This window comes from Rahnella sikkimica (assembly GCF_002951615.1).
Lineage (GTDB): Bacteria > Pseudomonadota > Gammaproteobacteria > Enterobacterales > Enterobacteriaceae > Rahnella > Rahnella sikkimica.
The window spans coordinates 3,863,738-3,879,794 of sequence record NZ_CP019062.1 but is presented as its reverse complement, the minus strand read 5'-3'; the positions used below and the strand labels follow the sequence as shown (position 1 = coordinate 3,879,794).

Sequence of the window (16,057 nt, the reverse complement as noted above, 5' to 3'; positions counted from 1 at the left end):
CATCAGCCCGCCGCGACGATGCGTAAGAGGGGAATATTTTGTCTGACCGGTTAGAGCCAGTTTTTACGTTTGAAGTACAGGTAAGGAGCCAGTCCGGCGAGGATCATCAGGGCAATCGCGCCCGGATAACCGAATGACCATTTCAGCTCCGGCATGAATTCGAAGTTCATCCCGTAGCTGGACGCCACCAGCGTTGGCGGCAGGAAGACGACCGAAACCACCGAGAAAATCTTGATGATGCGGTTCTGTTCGATGTTGATAAAACCCATCGCCGCCTGCATCAGGAAGTTCACTTTCTGGAACAGGGATTCGTTGTGCGGCAACAGGGATTCGATATCGCGCAACACTTCACGCGCCTGTTCCAGCTGACCCGCCGGCAGACGCGCCTTACGCACCAGGAAATTCAGTGCGCGCTGGGTATCCATCAGACACAACCGGACTTTCCAGCCGATATCTTCCAGTTCCGCCAGCGTGGAAAGCGCGGCGTCGTATTCGTCGCCCTGATGCCCTTCCATGATCACGCGGCTGAGCTTTTCCAGATCGCTGTAGATATTTTCAATCTCATCCGCCAGCTGTTCAATTTTGGTTTCGAACAAATCCAGCAGCAGTTCATACGCGTTGCCGTCGACCAGTTTCTGGTTTCTGGCGCGCATACGGTAGAGACGAAACGCCGGTAATTCGCGCTCGCGCAGGGTATACAGACGTCCTTCACGCACGGTAAAGGCGACGGTGCTGTTGCCCGCGTGGTCTTCAGCATCTTCGTAATAGAAAAAGGAGTGAATGTGCAGGCCATCTTCATCTTCGAAGAAACGTGCGGAAGCCTCGATATCGTCCAGTTCAGGCCGCGTGGCCAGGCTCTGCCCTAATTCGCATTGAACGCGTTCGCGCTCCTGCTCGTCAGGTTCAACCAAATCGACCCACAATGAGGTTTTGAGATCGTCTGACTCGTCCAGCTCTAAACGGGATAAGCGGCTGTTTTCTAATTTAAAAGCACTCAGCATGTGCCCGTTCTCCCAAGAATGACGGAAAGTGGACAACGCGTTGAAGCACAGAAAATCACGAGGTGAGAGATGTCACCGGCGCAATTCAGACCAAATTCAGATCTGACTCACAGCGACAGAACGGGGGTCGCTGACAACCACTAAGGCCATCAGCAAAGAGGAGGGCCTTAGAAGTGGTACCTAATGAACAGGTTATTGAGCCAGTATCTACTGGGTGTGTCCAAGGCGCAGTTCCTCATTGATAATAGTGCGCGCATGTTACGCTGGGAATAAAAAGACTGTCAACCGCCAGTAAATCTATTCTGGCAACATTTATGCATAAATTTCAGGCGTTGTTAGCAACGCTTCCCCGCTTATGCGCAGCCGTTTTTTTGGCTACACTCAGAGACCTGATTTCCCCACACTTTTCAGATGACCCTAATGATTAAGCAGATTAACCAAGACACGCTGTGCGACCTGATCACCAAGGCGGCTCACTCGCCGAGACTGCGTCAGAACCTGAACATGCACCCGGCACCGGAAGACGACGTTCAGCGTCTGGCGATCGCCATGGAACCGGGCACTTACGTGCGTATTCACCGCCATCCGCACACCTGGGAAATGCTGACCGCCCTGCGCGGACGCTTTCTGGTGCTGATTTATGATGCCAGCGGCAAAGTGACTGACCGTCTGTGGCTCGGCGCAGAAACCCGTCTGCTGGAAATCCCGGCCAATACCTGGCACAGCGTATTATCGCTCGATGAAGGTGGCGTAATCTTTGAAGTGAAGCACGGTGCGTACCAGCCGGTGCTGGAACAGGATTATCTGCCGGGCACACCGCCGGAAGGCGACGAACGCGTAAAAGCGACGCTGGAATGGTATGCGAAAGCGGAAGAAGGCGAGATTTTTGCCCTTTGATTCTTTACTCCTCCCCCTGCGAAGGGGGAGGCTGGGAGGGGGTTTTACCTATAAAACAATGAATTACCCGCGATTGAACTTTGGTTTTTGACCTTAATACCCCACCCCAACCCTCCCCTTCGCAGGGGAGGGAGTTAAAAATCAGACTGCCTCGAGTTTCGCGTAGGCCGCAACAAGCCACTTGATCCCTTCTCCGGGGAACGCGACTTGCAGACGGCTGTGTTCGCCGCTGCCTTCCATATTGACGATGGTGCCTTCACCGAATTTAGGGTGATTAACGCGCTGCCCAAGCTTGAAACCAGTGTCGCTGACGTTGGTTGGCGTGCCCATGCTGCGGTTGCTCATCGGGCGTGAAACGTTGGCGCGTAGCCGAACTTCTTCGACACAGTCTTCCGGCAGTTCGCCGACAAAACGTGACGGCCGGTGCGACACTTCTTTGCCGTACAGACGGCGGGTTTCCGCATACGTCAGCGTCAGTTTTTGCATCGCGCGGGTCACGCCCACGTACGCCAGACGACGTTCCTCTTCCAGACGACCGCTCTCTTCCAGCGACATCTGGCTCGGGAACATGCCTTCTTCCATGCCGACGATAAAGACCTGCGGGAACTCCAGCCCTTTGGCCGAGTGAAGCGTCATCAGCTGCACCGCATCCTGATTTGCATCCGCCTGCCCTTCGCCCGCTTCAAGCGCGGCGTGGGACAAGAATGCCTGCAACGGCATCAGGTCTTCGTCTTCATCCTGATAGCTGAACTGGCGCGTTGCCGTCACCAGTTCCTCTAAGTTTTCGATTCGTGCCTGACCTTTTTCGCCTTTTTCCTGCTCATACATGATAAACAGGCCGGAATCTTTGATTACGCGGTCAGTCTGGACGTGCAGCGGCATATCCGCGGTTTCATGCGCCAGCGCGTCCACCAGTTCGGTAAAACGTTGCAGCGAGGAAGCCGCACGGCCCGCGAGCACTTTGTCCTGCAACAGCGCACGCGTCGCCTGCCACATGGTCATCTGACGGTCGCGCGCGGTCTGGCGAACCACATCCAGCGTACGGTCGCCGATGCCTCGCGTTGGCGTATTCACTACACGTTCAAACGCGGCATCGTCATTGCGGTTCGACATCAGACGCAGGTACGCCAGCGCATCTTTGATTTCCTGACGATCGAAGAATCGCTGGCCGCCGTAAATGCGGTACGGCATCGCCATCTGCAATAATGCTTCTTCCAGCACGCGCGACTGGGCGTTGCTGCGGTACAAAATAGCGCAATCTTTCAGCACGTTGCCGTTATCCTGCCAGGTTTTAATCCGGCTGACCACAAAGCGCGATTCATCAAGTTCGTTGAACGCACAGTACAGCGAAATCGGCTCGCCCGCGCCGTCTTCGGTCCACAGGTTTTTCCCCATACGACCGCTGTTATTTTCGATCAGTGAGTTGGCGGCTTTCAGAATGGTGCTGGTGGAGCGGTAGTTCTGTTCCAAACGAATGGTTTCCGCATTCGGGAAATCTTTCAGGAAGCGCTGGATGTTTTCGACCTGCGCACCGCGCCAGCCGTAGATCGACTGGTCATCGTCGCCGACGATCATCACGTTATTGTTGTCGCCCGCCAGCAGACGGATCCACGCATACTGAATGCTGTTGGTGTCCTGGAATTCGTCCACCATCAGGTTGGTGAAACGTTCGCGATAATGCTGAAGGATATGCGGCTTGTTCAGCCACAACTCATGGGCGCGTAACAGCAGTTCGGCGAAATCCACCAGCCCGGCGCGGTCACAGGCTTCCTGATACGCCTGATAAATACGTAACCAGGTCGCTTCGATGGGATTGTTATAAGTTTCAACGTGCTGCGGACGCAAACCTTCGTCTTTTTTGCCGTTGATGTACCACATCGCCTGACGCGGCGGCCATTGTTTCTCGTCGATGTTCAGCGCTTTAATCAGGCGCTTAATCAGACGCATCTGGTCGTCGCTGTCTAAAATCTGGAAATCTTGCGGCAGATTGGCGTCGAGATGGTGCGCACGCAACAAACGGTGCGCCAGCCCGTGGAACGTCCCGATCCACATGCCGCCCTGACTGGTACCGATCAGCTGATCAATACGATGGCGCATTTCCGCTGCGGCTTTATTGGTAAACGTCACCGCCATGATGGAATACGGCGAGCAATTTTCTACCGCCAGAAGCCACGCGATGCGATGCACCAGCACGCGGGTTTTGCCACTGCCTGCTCCGGCCAGCACCAACAGATTGCTGCGCGGCGCGGCCACGGCTTCACGTTGTTTTTCATTCAGGCTGTCGAGCAGGTCAGAAACGTCCATAGGCACCGTTTGTCAGGATGAGAAAACATTCACGGGGTCAGTACCGCCGTGAACGCTTTTCTACTGTGAATTTATACAGAGTAATTTAAGAAGGGATTATAGCAATGCTGTCAGCGATGCCAACTGCGAAATCTCAATATGCGGTAACAGACGGGCATCCTGAATGTGCATCAGGTCACCTTCGCGCAGATTAATCCAGCACGACTGCATGCCGCAACGCACGGAACCGGCGACGTCGGTGGTCAGATCGTCACCCACGTGGAGAATTTGCTCCAGGGGCAAATCCAGTTTCATCGCCGCCTTTTTATACATGTCGGCATAAGGCTTGGCGCGGCCATGATCGCCGGCGCGCAACGTGAACTGGAAATACTGCGCCAGACCGCAGGCGTGCGGATCGGCGTTACCGTTGGTGATGGCCACCAGAGGCCAGCGTTCTGCCAGCGCCGCCAGCGCATCGTGGTTTTCCTGCGGAACATAAATACGGCTGCGCCACACAGCGAAGGTTTCCATGGCGGCTTTCGTGCCCTGACTGGCATCGCCTTCACTCAGACCCGCCCGTGTCATGGCCAGATGCACTGCCTGACGACGCCACTCCGTCACATCGTGATAAATCTCCGCGTCTTCGGCCAGCAGTTCGTTACGCATATCGCGGATAGCGCCCGGCGCCATATCCGCCAGCGCCGGATGATAACCCTGAATAAATTTCAGCGTTTCAGAATCGGTACGGCGGATGACGTCATAATTGTCGTACAGCGTGTCGTCTAAATCGAAAGTGATCGCTTCAATGCGTTTCAGCGGACGATAGAACTTCATCAGGATTTTCCTCGTTTTGCGCGGGGATGCGCGGCGTCGTAAACCGTCGCCAGATGTTGAAAGTCGAGGTGGGTATAGATTTGCGTGGTGGACATACTCGAGTGGCCTAAAAGTTCCTGTACTCCCCTTAAATCACCACTAGATTCAAGCAAATGAGTTGCAAATGAATGGCGTAGTTTATGAGGATGAATATGACTACTCACTCCTTGTTTAAGACCCCATTCGGCAAAACGTTTTTGCACGTTCCTCACGGAAATACGTTTGCCCTTATTGGATATAAACAACGCATCATCTTCACAGGAAAGATCCGCACGGAAAACAAGCCATTTTTCTAACCATGTAAGTGCAGTACGACCAAGAGGCAATCGGCGTTCCTTGCTTCCTTTCCCAACGACCCAAACCTCACCAGTAACCATATCAACATGCCTGATATTTATGCCTACCAACTCAGAAACACGAAGACCTGCTCCATACATGGTTTCCAACATTGCCCGGTCGCGCACAGCAAGTGGATCCTTGGAATCAATGTCTAGCAGCTTATCAACTTCGTCTACATCAAGGTTTTGTGGCAAATGTTTAGATGTTCGTGGGGTCGAAATTCCTTTCGCTGGATTTGCCATTCGATTTCCCTGACTTACCTGCCAGTCAAGGAACGAACGCAATGCGGACATGCGTAATGCGCGGCTAGACTCACCCAAACCTGCGCGCTTGCTCCGAACTAATAGCATACGAACCTTGGGTGCATCCAATTGCTCCCAGTCGGAAATACCAATTTCATCCGACATGCTAATCAATATTTCTAGCTGACGCTCGTAGCTTTCGCAGGTGAGTGGACTCAGTTGGCGCTGCACTTTTATGTAACGCAGAAACGCCCCGACTGCGGGATACAGAGGCGATTCAGACGGGTTCATACCCGTTCAATCCAGCGTTCCAGCAGGCCGGGTAACATTTTGGCCAACTGGTCGAGTAATACGGTGCCCATTCCTGACTGGTAGTGCTGCGGGTCGCGGCTGCTGAAAATCAGCACGCCCAGTTCACCCTGTTCGCCCATCAGTGATAGGGCAACGGAGCCGACGGCTTTGGCCTGGGGCAACAGTAATAAGAGTTCCGGGCCGTTCAGGCCACCAAGATAATGCGGGGTTTCGCCCAGACGCTGAATGCGCATGGATTCAAAAGCACTGCGGCTGACGGCAAGATGGGTGAAATCAGACGGTGCACCGATGCGCCAGCCTTCGCTGAACAGACGGACGTTCGCACCGGCCAGCCCCAGACTGCGCGCCCAGCGTTGCAGGCGGTTGAGCATATCCTGCAAACTGCTGGCGGCGGCCAGCGTGGCCTGAAGTTCGATCATGCGTCCGAACAACGATTCGTTGATCGACGCCTGTTCCATCAGCAACGTAATTTCTTCTTCAAGCTGAGCAATCTGATGACGCTGACGTCCGAGCTGCCACTCCACCAGCGAAGTGCTGCCTTTCACCGGGTGCGGAACGTGCATCTGTTCAACACTGCGGGCATTGCGGATAAAGAAGTCCGGGTTTTGCAGCAGATATTGCATGACGCTGTCGTCGTCGAGCGCAATCACCGGTTCAATCTGGTCATCAAGATTGTTCATAGATGAATAAATCCGTCGTAAACATGAGTGGCAGGTCCGGTCATATACAGCGGATGACCCGGCCCTTTCCAGCGAATATCGAGGCTGCCTCCCGGCAGTTCCACCTGAACTTCTTCTGCAAGTAAACCTTGCTGAATGCCGACGGCAACCGCCGCACAGGCACCGCTTCCGCACGCCTGAGTTTCGCCCGCGCCACGCTCGTACACGCGCAGTTTGACGCTTTCCGGGCTGATAATCTGCATAAACCCGACGTTCACCCGCTCAGGAAAACGCTCGTGGCTTTCCAGCACCGGGCCGAGAATTTCGACTTCTGCCGTCAGAACATCCTCAACCTGCAATACGCAGTGCGGATTTCCCATCGATACAACACCGCAAAATACTGTGCGCTCTTCCGCACGCAGAATATAGGTCTTTTCCGGTTTTGCTGCACGGAACGGAACCTGCTGCGGTTCGAAAACCGGCTCGCCCATATTAACCTGAACTTCTTCATCTTCCGTGACGGTCAGCGTCATACGGCCCGTCTGCGTACTGACGCGAATGTCGCGTTTGTTCGTCAGACCTTTAATGCGGACAAAACGGGCAAAACAACGTGCACCGTTACCACATTGCGCCACTTCGCTGCCATCGGCGTTGAAAATACGGTAATGGAAGTCCAGTTCAGGATCGTAAGGAGGCTCTACCACCAGCAGCTGGTCAAAACCCACGCCACGGTGACGATCGGATAAACGACGGATCAACTCAGGAGAGAAATAGACATTTTGAGTGACGGCGTCAACGACCATAAAATCGTTGCCCAGGCCGTGCATTTTGGAGAACTGCATAACTGACTCCGTTTACCGCTGGTCAAATCGAGTCGCGATGATCCCTTCATGATACGAACCGGCAGACATCAGCCGGTACGCCGACACAACGTGTCGATTAATCTCTGGTGTTCGTCGTGAGATCTTCGGGTGAAACGCCTTTCTGCTGTGAAGAACCGTCGTTAGCAGTACCCGGTACATTGCTGGTTTTTTGTTTTGTGGCTTTTTCCGGTGGTGGGAAATACAGCGGCCCTTTCAGTCCGCAACCGGAGAGAGCAAATAATATCGTCGCGGCCAGAGACCAGCGTAAAACGTTTTTCATTTTATGAATGCCTGTAATTCATGCGACCAAGCTCTCTATCATCGCAGGTGGATCATGAAAAGCAACAGGAATCGATAAAACCCGCAGGCACATTTTTGTGATTGAAAGGGAAAGAAAGCCAGATATTCTGCCGCGTGTCCGCCAGAGGAACACTTTTTCTAATGCAGCTGGAATTGCTGTTTCAGGCGGGAGGGTTCCGCTTCACTTTCCGGGATAACGGCGCAGGGGGCAGATAATGCGTTGCTGCGAAATGGAATCACCTGGATACGATCATCAAGCGTCACAATCTGATAGAACTGCGGCAGGTTGAAGTTGATGAAGCTTGAGCCGTAGGTGAAGCGGTCGTGTGAAGACGAATAGAAGCGGCTGACGTCGCGCACCAGATCTTCTTTACTGCCTTCGCAGTGGTGATACACCTCGACGCGGTTCGATTCATCAAGAATATAGATGTTAAAGCCAATATCGTCGGCGCTGTCTTCGAAGAAGAACTGAATAATCCCTTCACTCGCATAGCCGTCAATGACCGCCGGCAGATGCGCCTGATCGGTCTGCAATTTGACCGACAAACCGTGCAGTTTGTTATTGGAAATAGCCCCGTAAAACTCGACAGCATTTTCGAGTTTCTGCACGGAAACGCTCAAACGCTCGAAGAACAATCCCCAGGTCTGGCCGGAAACACGTACCGCTTTGAAACGACCAGGTTCCAGGCGTTTACTCGAGAGGCGCAGCTCAATGCATTCCGATACCAGTTGCTGAATACGCGTGCGGATAAGCCCGCGTAAATGCTGGCTATAGCAGAACACTTCCACCGATTCCGGCGGCGCGGCGTCCTGATGCATTTTGCCCAGAATGGTTTTCAGTGCTTCCAGTACCGCCTGCTCGCCGCTGAAATGCAACGTACGCACTTCATTCCACGAGTTGCGGTAAAGCAAATCAATGCTGCCTACCATGCATTCCTGATTCTGGCCAAAGCTGAAAACGTCCAGTTTACGGAAATCAAAATGCACGACCTGATTGCGGAAAGCGGCGGTGGGATCGTGTTCGAGATTGACGATAATCGCCAGATGACGGATTTCACACGGGCTGTACAACGCTTTTGGCGTCGGAGCCGGTAAACGCAGCGAGAAACTGTGGGACACATCCGCCACCAGTTCGCGCAGTTTGGCGATATCACACAAGCCGCCACTTTTAATATGCAGGCGCGTGGTGGACGTCAGCAGGCCATTGAAATACGCCCACGCCACCAGTTTATTCAGGTACCGGTTATATTCCAGCGGCTGATGGCTGACGATGGATTCCATCGACGGTGACTGGTTATACAGATACCAGCCGGTGCGGTTCGCGCGGCCAATCGGCACATGGATAAAGGTGAGATCGTTTTCTGACAAGTCAGGTGAAATCTGCGGATTCACCAGCGTGACTTTGCCCGGCAGCGCTTCGAATGCGGCGTACAACTTACGGGTCAGCACGCCGATATCCTGCGGGCTGGCGCTGACGCTTAAATTGTTGCGACGGGCAAAGCGAATCAGGTTGCGATAGCTTTGCATCATGGCATCGAGCAGTTCGTTATGTGCTTCGCGCACGCGCTCGATTTTCCAGTTCGCCCGGTTATCCAGGATAGCCAGACGCTCTTCATCCCAACCCCATTCCGCCACCAGCTGGCTGAGAATTTCACGACGCCAGCCCACCGACGCGCGGGCGCGGGACAGTTTTTCGCAGACTTTTAAGTAGAAACAGCGGCGGACTAAATCAAGGCGGGTGAAATCTTCAATCTGAGTGAGATAACGGGTCACGCGGTCGAGCATCATACAATAGGAATCAAGGCCGAAGCAGACGATCTCACCCTGATGCAGGCGCTGTTTGATATCCATCGCCAGCAATTGTGTTTTCGGGTATTCCCACGAATAGGCTTCAAGCAGCAATGTTTTCAAAACAGCTTTATACGGCGAATCAATACTTTTATAGAGTTGCCAGAGGCTCGCGCCGAAATACTCTTCCGCAGACAGCGTACTCAGGCCACCGAGATCCAGCCATTCGTTAGGTGTCAGCGCGCCCTGTGAATATAACGAGAGGACATATTCATCGTAATGCCCTTCTTCTTCGCCCGGCACCATATTCCAGAGAATACGTTTACCGGCCAGACGAACTGCCGTCCGGTAGAATTCATCGAGCAATAAAATATGCTGCGTTGAACCGCAGTCTTCACCGCCCAGACTGCCGCTTTCGTTGTGGCGGAAGCGGTTTTCATCAATCAGGAAGAAGCTGACTTCCACGCCCAGCGACGCGGCCCATTTTTCTAACAGGCTGCATTTTTGCTGTAAGCGGTTGCGTTCTTCGTTATCGAGCCAGGACTGATGGCATACCCAGATATCGAGATCCGAGCTTTGGCTTTGACCAATAGATGAAGTGCTGCCCATCGAATACACGCCGGTGATCGGCAATTCGCCTTTCGCCAGAGGTTCGAGCGCGCTGCCCCATTTATCTTCGAGGTCATTGAGGTAGGTGTTTTGGGATTCATCAGGCGTGAAAATGCAGATACCGTATGGAACCTTACCTTCAAGGTATCCCGGCATCAGAGGGTGATGTTGATGTAGAAAGACAGGAAGCAGTTGATAGACCTGCTGAAACGCAGGGCCCATTGCTGCCAGTGCGCGATCGACGCGTAACTGGTTGATCGCATCCAATCTTTGCTTCAATGTCTCGATGTAGAGGTACAAGACGTTTCGCCTGATTATACAGTGTCTGGAAATAACCCCGTTCCACATCCGTCATTTATGGTGATGCTTATGCTTTGAACAACCGCGATTGTGCAAATAGTTGACGAATAATTGCTGGAAACGTGATCAATTTAACACCTTGCTGATTGACCGTAAAGAAAGTAACGCACCACAATTACTCTTCCGCTTCTCTGGATTTTACCGCCTGTCCCGTATTGGAACAAATGACCTTCATCATCGTTAACCCTCTTTTGCGAATGCCTTCTTACGCTGACAGCTTTCTATTGTCAGTGGTAGGATGGTCGCAGAGACAGTTAAACGGTAACAAATATGTTAGACAAAATCATTCGAATTGCCACCCGCCAGAGCCCGCTGGCTTTGTGGCAGGCACAATATGTTCAAACCCGGCTGATGGCCTGTCACCCCGGTTTACAGGTGGAACTGGTCCCAATGGTGACTAAGGGAGATATCATTTTAGATACCCCTCTGGCCAAAGTAGGCGGCAAGGGTTTATTCGTTAAAGAGCTTGAACTGGCCATGCTGGATGGACGCGCAGATATCGCCGTGCATTCCATGAAAGATGTGCCGGTTGAGTTCCCCGAAGGTCTCGGTCTGGTCACTATTTGCGAACGTGAAGACCCGCGCGATGCTTTCGTCTCCAATCATTACGCCAGTCTGGACGATTTACCGCACGGCAGCATCGTCGGAACATCCAGCCTGCGCCGTCAGTGCCAGTTGCGTCAGAAACGTCCTGACCTGCAAATCCGCGATTTGCGCGGCAACGTCGGCACGCGTTTATCCAAACTCGATAACGGCGAATACGATGCCATTATTCTGGCCGTTGCCGGACTGAAACGTTTGGGTCTTGAGAACAGAATCACTGCCGCGCTGACGCCGGAAGAATGTCTGCCCGCCGTCGGACAAGGCGCTGTCGGTATCGAATGCCGCCTTGATGACCCGTTCACCCGCGATTTACTCGCGCCGCTTGCGCACCGCGAAACCACGCTGCGCGTGCAGGCCGAACGTGCGATGAATATGCGTCTCGAAGGCGGATGTCAGGTGCCTATCGGCAGTTATGCCGAACTGGAAGGCAATGAACTTTGGCTCCGTGCGCTGGTTGGCGCACCGGACGGCAGCCAGATGGTGTGCGGTGAACGCCGCGGCCCTGCTGAAAATGCCGAAAGCATGGGGATTGATCTGGCCGAAGAGCTGCTGGCCAACGGTGCCCGCGAAATTCTGCATGCGGTCTACCAGGGAAATCCCCCAAAATGACCATTCTGGTCACCCGCCCCTCTCCGGGAGGAGAAGCACTGGTCAGCCGGTTGCGCACTTTAGGCCGGGTGGCCTTCCATTTCCCGCTGATTGAATTTGCACCGGGGAACCAGCTCGCAATGCTGCCGAACCTGCTATCCTCATTAAATCAGCAGGATCTGGTGTTTGTACTCTCACAACATGCCGTAAATTACGCCGATCGCGCATTACGTCAGGCCGCGGTTCGCTGGCCGGGCAACCTTAATTATTACGCGATTGGCCGAACCACCGGTCTGCTGTTTCACCGGGTTAGCAGCCTGCCAGTTCTTTATCCGCAGGACGGTGAAACCAGTGAAATGCTGCTCAATCTTCCGGCGTTGCGCCGCCTTGAAGGCAAAAAAGCACTGATATTGCGCGGCAACGGCGGGCGTGAATTGCTGGCGGAAACACTGACTGAACGCGGCGTCGACGTGACGTACTGCGAATGTTACCAGCGCAGCCCGATTCATTACGATGCCAGTGAGCAAAGTGCCAAATGGCAACGCGCCGGAATTGACACGCTGGTGGTCACCAGCGGAGAAATGCTGCAACAGCTGTACCAGTTAGTTCCTGATTACTACCGAAACTCATGGTTACTGCGCTGTAATCTGGTGGTGGTCAGCGAACGTTTGGCAACCCTTGCCCGCCAGCTTGGCTGGAGCGCCATTCGGGTTGCCGATAATGCAGATAATGATGCGCTGATCCGCGCATTACAACTACCTGACTAAGGGATGTGCCAAAATGACGGAACAAAAAAATCCTTCCGCTGCGGATGATGAAGTGATGATCTCCGGCGCGGTTGAGAGCCCCCAGCCAGACGCCTCCGGCCGCGACCAGGAGCTGAAATCGTTGCGTAAAAAACAGCGTACCGCGCCGGTGTTAGGCGCTATCGCGATTGTCTTAGTGATTGCGCTTGGCGCAGGTCTTTATTACCACGGACATCAGCAATCGCTGGCTCAGGCGGCTTCTGACGAAGCGCTTTCTGAACAACTCGATGCCCTGCAAAAAACCCAGCAACAGGATAAACAGCAAATTGCTGCCCTGCTCGCTCAGCAGGACAAAACCCGGCAGGACGCCGATCGTCAGCAGGCATCATTTGGTCGTCAGCTGAACGAATTGCAGGACAAAGTGGCCAGCATTTCCGGCAGCGATGCCAAAACCTGGTTGCTGGCGCAGGCCGACTATCTGGTGAAACTGGCGGGCCGTAAACTCTGGAGCGATCAGGATGTCACGACCGCTGCCGCGCTGCTGAAAAGTGCTGATGCAAGTCTGGCTGATATGAACGATCCCAGCCTGATTGATGTGCGTCGCGCGCTGAACGAAGACGTTGGCAGTTTGTCCGCTGTGGCTCAGGTCGATTTCGACGGCATCATTCTCAAGCTGAATCAGCTGTCGAATCAGGTGGATAACCTGCGTCTGGCAGACAATGACACCGACGATTCACCGATGGACAGCGACGGCTCCAGTTTGTCCGGTTCACTGGCCGAATGGCGTCAGAACCTGACCAAAAGCTGGCACAACTTTATGGATGACTTCATCACCATTCGCCGTCGTGATACCAGCGCAGAACCGCTGCTGGCACCCAATCAGGATGTGTATCTGCGGGAAAATATCCGCTCGCGCCTGCTGATTGCCGCGCAAGCCGTTCCGCGCCATCAGGATGAAGTCTATAAACAGTCACTGGAAAGCGTATCGACCTGGGTTCGAGCCTACTTTGATACGTCAGACCCGTCGACCAAAGCTTTCCTTGAGGAACTGGATAATCTCAGCCAGCAATCCGTTTCGATGGATGTGCCGGATGAGCTGAAAAGCCAGCCGATGCTGGAAAAACTGATGCAGACCCGCGTGCGTAACCTGCTTCAGCAGCCCGCCGCCGCCACACAGGGGGAATAACGCATGTTACGAGTTTTCGTGCTGTTCCTGATTGTGTTTGCCGGGATCATCGTCGGCCCGATACTGGCCGGCCATCAGGGCTATGTCCTTATTCAGACGGACAATTACAACATTGAAACCAGCGTCACCGGTCTGGTCATCATGCTGATCGTCCTGATTCTGGTGCTGTTTTTCATCGAGTGGATCCTTCGCCGCGTTCTGCGCACTGGCGCACGGACACGCGGCTGGTTTGCGGGACGTAAAAGCTCCAAAGCGCGTAAGCAGACCAAAGCCGCCATGCTGAAACTGGCGGAAGGCGATCATCGTCAGATGGAAAAATTGCTGGCCCGCAATGCCGATCACGCCGATCAGCCGGTGGTGAATTACCTGCTTGCCGCCGAAGCAGCGCAACAGCGTGGTGATGCTATCCGCACGAATCAGTATCTTGAACGTGCGGCAGAAATTGCCGATACCGACCAGATGCCGGTGGATATCACCCGTGTCCGGATCCAACTGGCACAGGGCGAAATTCATGCTGCGCGCCACGGCGTTGACCGGTTGCTGGGGCAGTCGCCACGCCATCCGGAAATTTTACGTCTGGCGGAACAGGCTTATCTGCGCACCGGTGCGTACGGTTCGCTGCTGGAAATTCTGCCGTCTATGGCGAAAGCGGAAATTCATACCGACGACGAGATTCGCGTTCTTCAGGAACAGGCGTATATCGGCATGATGAACCAGCTGATGGCAGAAGAAGGCAGCGACGGCCTCAAGCGCTGGTGGAAAGATCAGAACCGCAAGACCCGTCATGAAGTGGCATTGCAGGTCGAGATGGCGAAACACCTGATTGAATGCAACGATCAGGATCTGGCGCAGGAAGTGATTCTCGACGGCCTGAAACGCCAGTATGACGACCGTCTGGTCGCGCTGATGCCTAAGCTGCGTTCCGGTAATCCGGAGCAACTGGAAAAAACGCTGTATCAGCTCATCAAACAAAACGGTCCATCGCCGCTGCTGAGCAGTACGCTGGGGCAGTTGCTGATGAAGCATGGCGAATGGCTGAAAGCGAGCGAGGCTTTCCGTGAAGCGTTGAAACAGCGTCCTGATGCCTATGATTATGCGTGGCTGGCCGATGCGCTGGATAAACTGCATAAACCGGCTGAAGCGGCGGAGATGCGCCGTGAAGGGCTGATGCTGACGCTCAATAACGATCAGCAGTTTTAATCAGAACCGGATTTCACATTATGCAAAAGGCTCCTTCGGGAGCCTTTTTTACGTCAGGTACAAATCGCAGATAAAAAAACACCTGCAATATGAGCAGGTGTATAAAAACAATCAGGTCCAGGACAACAGATGAGTGCCTCACTCAACGTTTTGCCTTCTGGTTGATAGCGCATCAGCGTTATCGGTCAGGATGACAATAGGCACTATAAATTGGCTCTGCATCATTCCCAGGTTTATGAAGCCGGAGCAAACATAATAGGTGGAATGAGCATCTACGGCGGGAATATTGCAGGAGGCGTGCCAGTATGGCAATAGCGGATGTGAAATTTTTAATCTTATTGAAAAGTAAGCGTTTTATTATTCAGTACTGCCTGTGCAAAAAGGATCCACGCTCAATAACATCCTGCAGCCACTTCAATCTGTCTCCGCTGAACGACAGCTGAAACGTCGTCAGGGCGATTCTCTATTTATCAAGAAGATAAATGTCTCAAGACAGAGACAGATAACAGGGGAAATGTCGTGAAACGGCTACAACGGGCAGGAAAGGGATTTTCAGGAATAACAGAAAACAAAAAGCCCCGCATTTCTGCAGGGCTCTTCATGTAAATGTGGTCGGCGAGAGAGGATTCGAACCTCCGACCCACTGGTCCCAAACCAGTTGCGCTACCAAGCTGCGCTACTCGCCGATGTCGTGCATCTTACTACTTTATGATGCTAACTGCATCATTTAAATGAATTTTGTGTGTGGTGCGAAGGGAGGGACTCGAACCCTCACATCCGAAGGACACTAACACCTGAAGCTAGCGCGTCTACCAATTCCGCCACCATCGCATGTCACAATCACAAAATCATTTTTAGAGTGGGGTGGCTAATGGGGCTCGAACCCACGACAACTGGAATCACAATCCAGGGCTCTACCAACTGAGCTATAGCCACCATATCTCTAACTAACGTGAAATGTTTAACTCAACAATTCACCGCAACTCTAGCGCAAACTAATGGTGCGCCCGACAGGATTCGAACCTGAGACCTCTGCCTCCGGAGGGCAGCGCTCTATCCAGCTGAGCTACGGGCGCTTAGCGCCGTTGCGGGTGGGGATACTACGGTTTTAACGCCAAGCTGTCTAGTGCTTTTTATCAGAAATATTGCGTTTGATTACGCTTTATCCAATCCGCATTAAAAGTAAGCGCCTTCCCTTCCCCACCCAT

13 protein-coding genes and 4 tRNA genes are annotated in these 16,057 nt (G+C 53.4%); 5 read left to right on the top strand and 12 right to left on the bottom strand.

From position 1 onward, the window contains the following. Positions 1-50: 50 nt before the first annotated feature. Positions 51-1,001 (bottom strand): magnesium/cobalt transporter CorA, encoded by a 951-nt coding sequence (corA, locus tag BV494_RS17900; protein ID WP_104924058.1) that lies wholly within the window; start codon positions 999-1,001, stop codon positions 51-53. A 420-nt stretch (positions 1,002-1,421) separates the two neighbouring features. On the opposite strand from corA, the gene BV494_RS17895 reads away from it, so the two are divergent. Then, entirely contained in the window at positions 1,422-1,898 is a 477-nt protein-coding gene (locus tag BV494_RS17895; protein ID WP_104924057.1) for a WbuC family cupin fold metalloprotein, read from the top strand. A 141-nt stretch (positions 1,899-2,039) separates the two neighbouring features. On the opposite strand, the gene uvrD is transcribed toward BV494_RS17895, so the two are convergent. From uvrD to BV494_RS17860, 7 genes are all read right to left on the bottom strand, one after another. After that, on the bottom strand, positions 2,040-4,202 hold the full coding sequence (gene uvrD / locus BV494_RS17890; protein WP_104924056.1) for a DNA helicase II: 2,163 nt from the start codon (positions 4,200-4,202) through the stop codon (positions 2,040-2,042). Positions 4,203-4,298: 96 nt separating this feature from the next. After that, positions 4,299-5,015 (bottom strand): 5-amino-6-(5-phospho-D-ribitylamino)uracil phosphatase YigB, encoded by a 717-nt coding sequence (gene yigB / locus BV494_RS17885; protein ID WP_104924055.1) that lies wholly within the window; start codon positions 5,013-5,015, stop codon positions 4,299-4,301. Beyond that, positions 5,015-5,926 (bottom strand): tyrosine recombinase XerC, encoded by a 912-nt coding sequence (xerC, locus tag BV494_RS17880; RefSeq protein WP_104924054.1) that lies wholly within the window; start codon positions 5,924-5,926, stop codon positions 5,015-5,017. The genes yigB and xerC overlap by 1 nt, the downstream gene beginning before the upstream one ends. Continuing rightward, the gene (locus BV494_RS17875) at positions 5,923-6,627 is read right to left on the bottom strand and encodes a DUF484 domain-containing protein (RefSeq protein WP_104924053.1); all 705 of its coding nucleotides are present in this window, start codon (positions 6,625-6,627) and stop codon (positions 5,923-5,925) included. Before BV494_RS17875 ends, xerC begins: the two co-directional genes overlap by 4 nt. Continuing rightward, complete coding sequence (gene dapF / locus BV494_RS17870) at positions 6,624-7,448, bottom strand: diaminopimelate epimerase (protein ID WP_104924052.1); 825 nt, start codon at positions 7,446-7,448, stop codon at positions 6,624-6,626. The genes BV494_RS17875 and dapF overlap by 4 nt, the downstream gene beginning before the upstream one ends. 97 nt (positions 7,449-7,545) lie before the next feature. Beyond that, positions 7,546-7,749, bottom strand: a complete 204-nt coding sequence (gene lptM, locus BV494_RS17865; RefSeq protein ID WP_104924051.1) for an LPS translocon maturation chaperone LptM — start codon at positions 7,747-7,749, stop codon at positions 7,546-7,548. Between the two features lie 158 nt (positions 7,750-7,907). Then, on the bottom strand, positions 7,908-10,466 hold the full coding sequence (locus BV494_RS17860) for a class I adenylate cyclase (protein WP_104924050.1): 2,559 nt from the start codon (positions 10,464-10,466) through the stop codon (positions 7,908-7,910). A gap of 330 nt (positions 10,467-10,796) precedes the next feature. Here BV494_RS17860 and hemC point away from each other — a divergent pair, with 330 nt between their 5' ends. The 4 genes from hemC to hemY are packed head-to-tail and all read left to right on the top strand — an operon-like array spanning position 10,797 to position 14,849. Then, positions 10,797-11,738, top strand: coding sequence for a hydroxymethylbilane synthase (hemC, locus tag BV494_RS17855; RefSeq protein ID WP_104924049.1), 942 nt, complete (start codon positions 10,797-10,799; stop codon positions 11,736-11,738). After that, on the top strand, positions 11,735-12,484 hold the full coding sequence (gene hemD, locus BV494_RS17850) for a uroporphyrinogen-III synthase (protein WP_104924048.1): 750 nt from the start codon (positions 11,735-11,737) through the stop codon (positions 12,482-12,484). Before hemC ends, hemD begins: the two co-directional genes overlap by 4 nt. 13 nt (positions 12,485-12,497) lie before the next feature. Next, positions 12,498-13,649 (top strand): uroporphyrinogen-III C-methyltransferase, encoded by a 1,152-nt coding sequence (gene hemX / locus BV494_RS17845; RefSeq protein WP_104924047.1) that lies wholly within the window; start codon positions 12,498-12,500, stop codon positions 13,647-13,649. 3 nt (positions 13,650-13,652) lie between these two features. After that, complete coding sequence (hemY, locus tag BV494_RS17840; RefSeq protein WP_104924046.1) at positions 13,653-14,849, top strand: protoheme IX biogenesis protein HemY; 1,197 nt, start codon at positions 13,653-13,655, stop codon at positions 14,847-14,849. 609 nt (positions 14,850-15,458) lie between these two features. Here hemY and BV494_RS17835 read toward each other — a convergent pair. The 4 genes from BV494_RS17835 to BV494_RS17820 form a co-directional block, all read right to left on the bottom strand. Continuing rightward, a tRNA-Pro gene (locus BV494_RS17835) sits at positions 15,459-15,535 on the bottom strand. Positions 15,536-15,594: 59 nt separating this feature from the next. Beyond that, positions 15,595-15,680 (bottom strand) — tRNA-Leu (locus BV494_RS17830). A 29-nt stretch (positions 15,681-15,709) separates the two neighbouring features. Next, positions 15,710-15,785 (bottom strand) — tRNA-His (locus BV494_RS17825). A gap of 63 nt (positions 15,786-15,848) precedes the next feature. Further along, positions 15,849-15,925 (bottom strand) — tRNA-Arg (locus BV494_RS17820). Between the last annotated feature and the right edge of the window lie 132 nt (positions 15,926-16,057).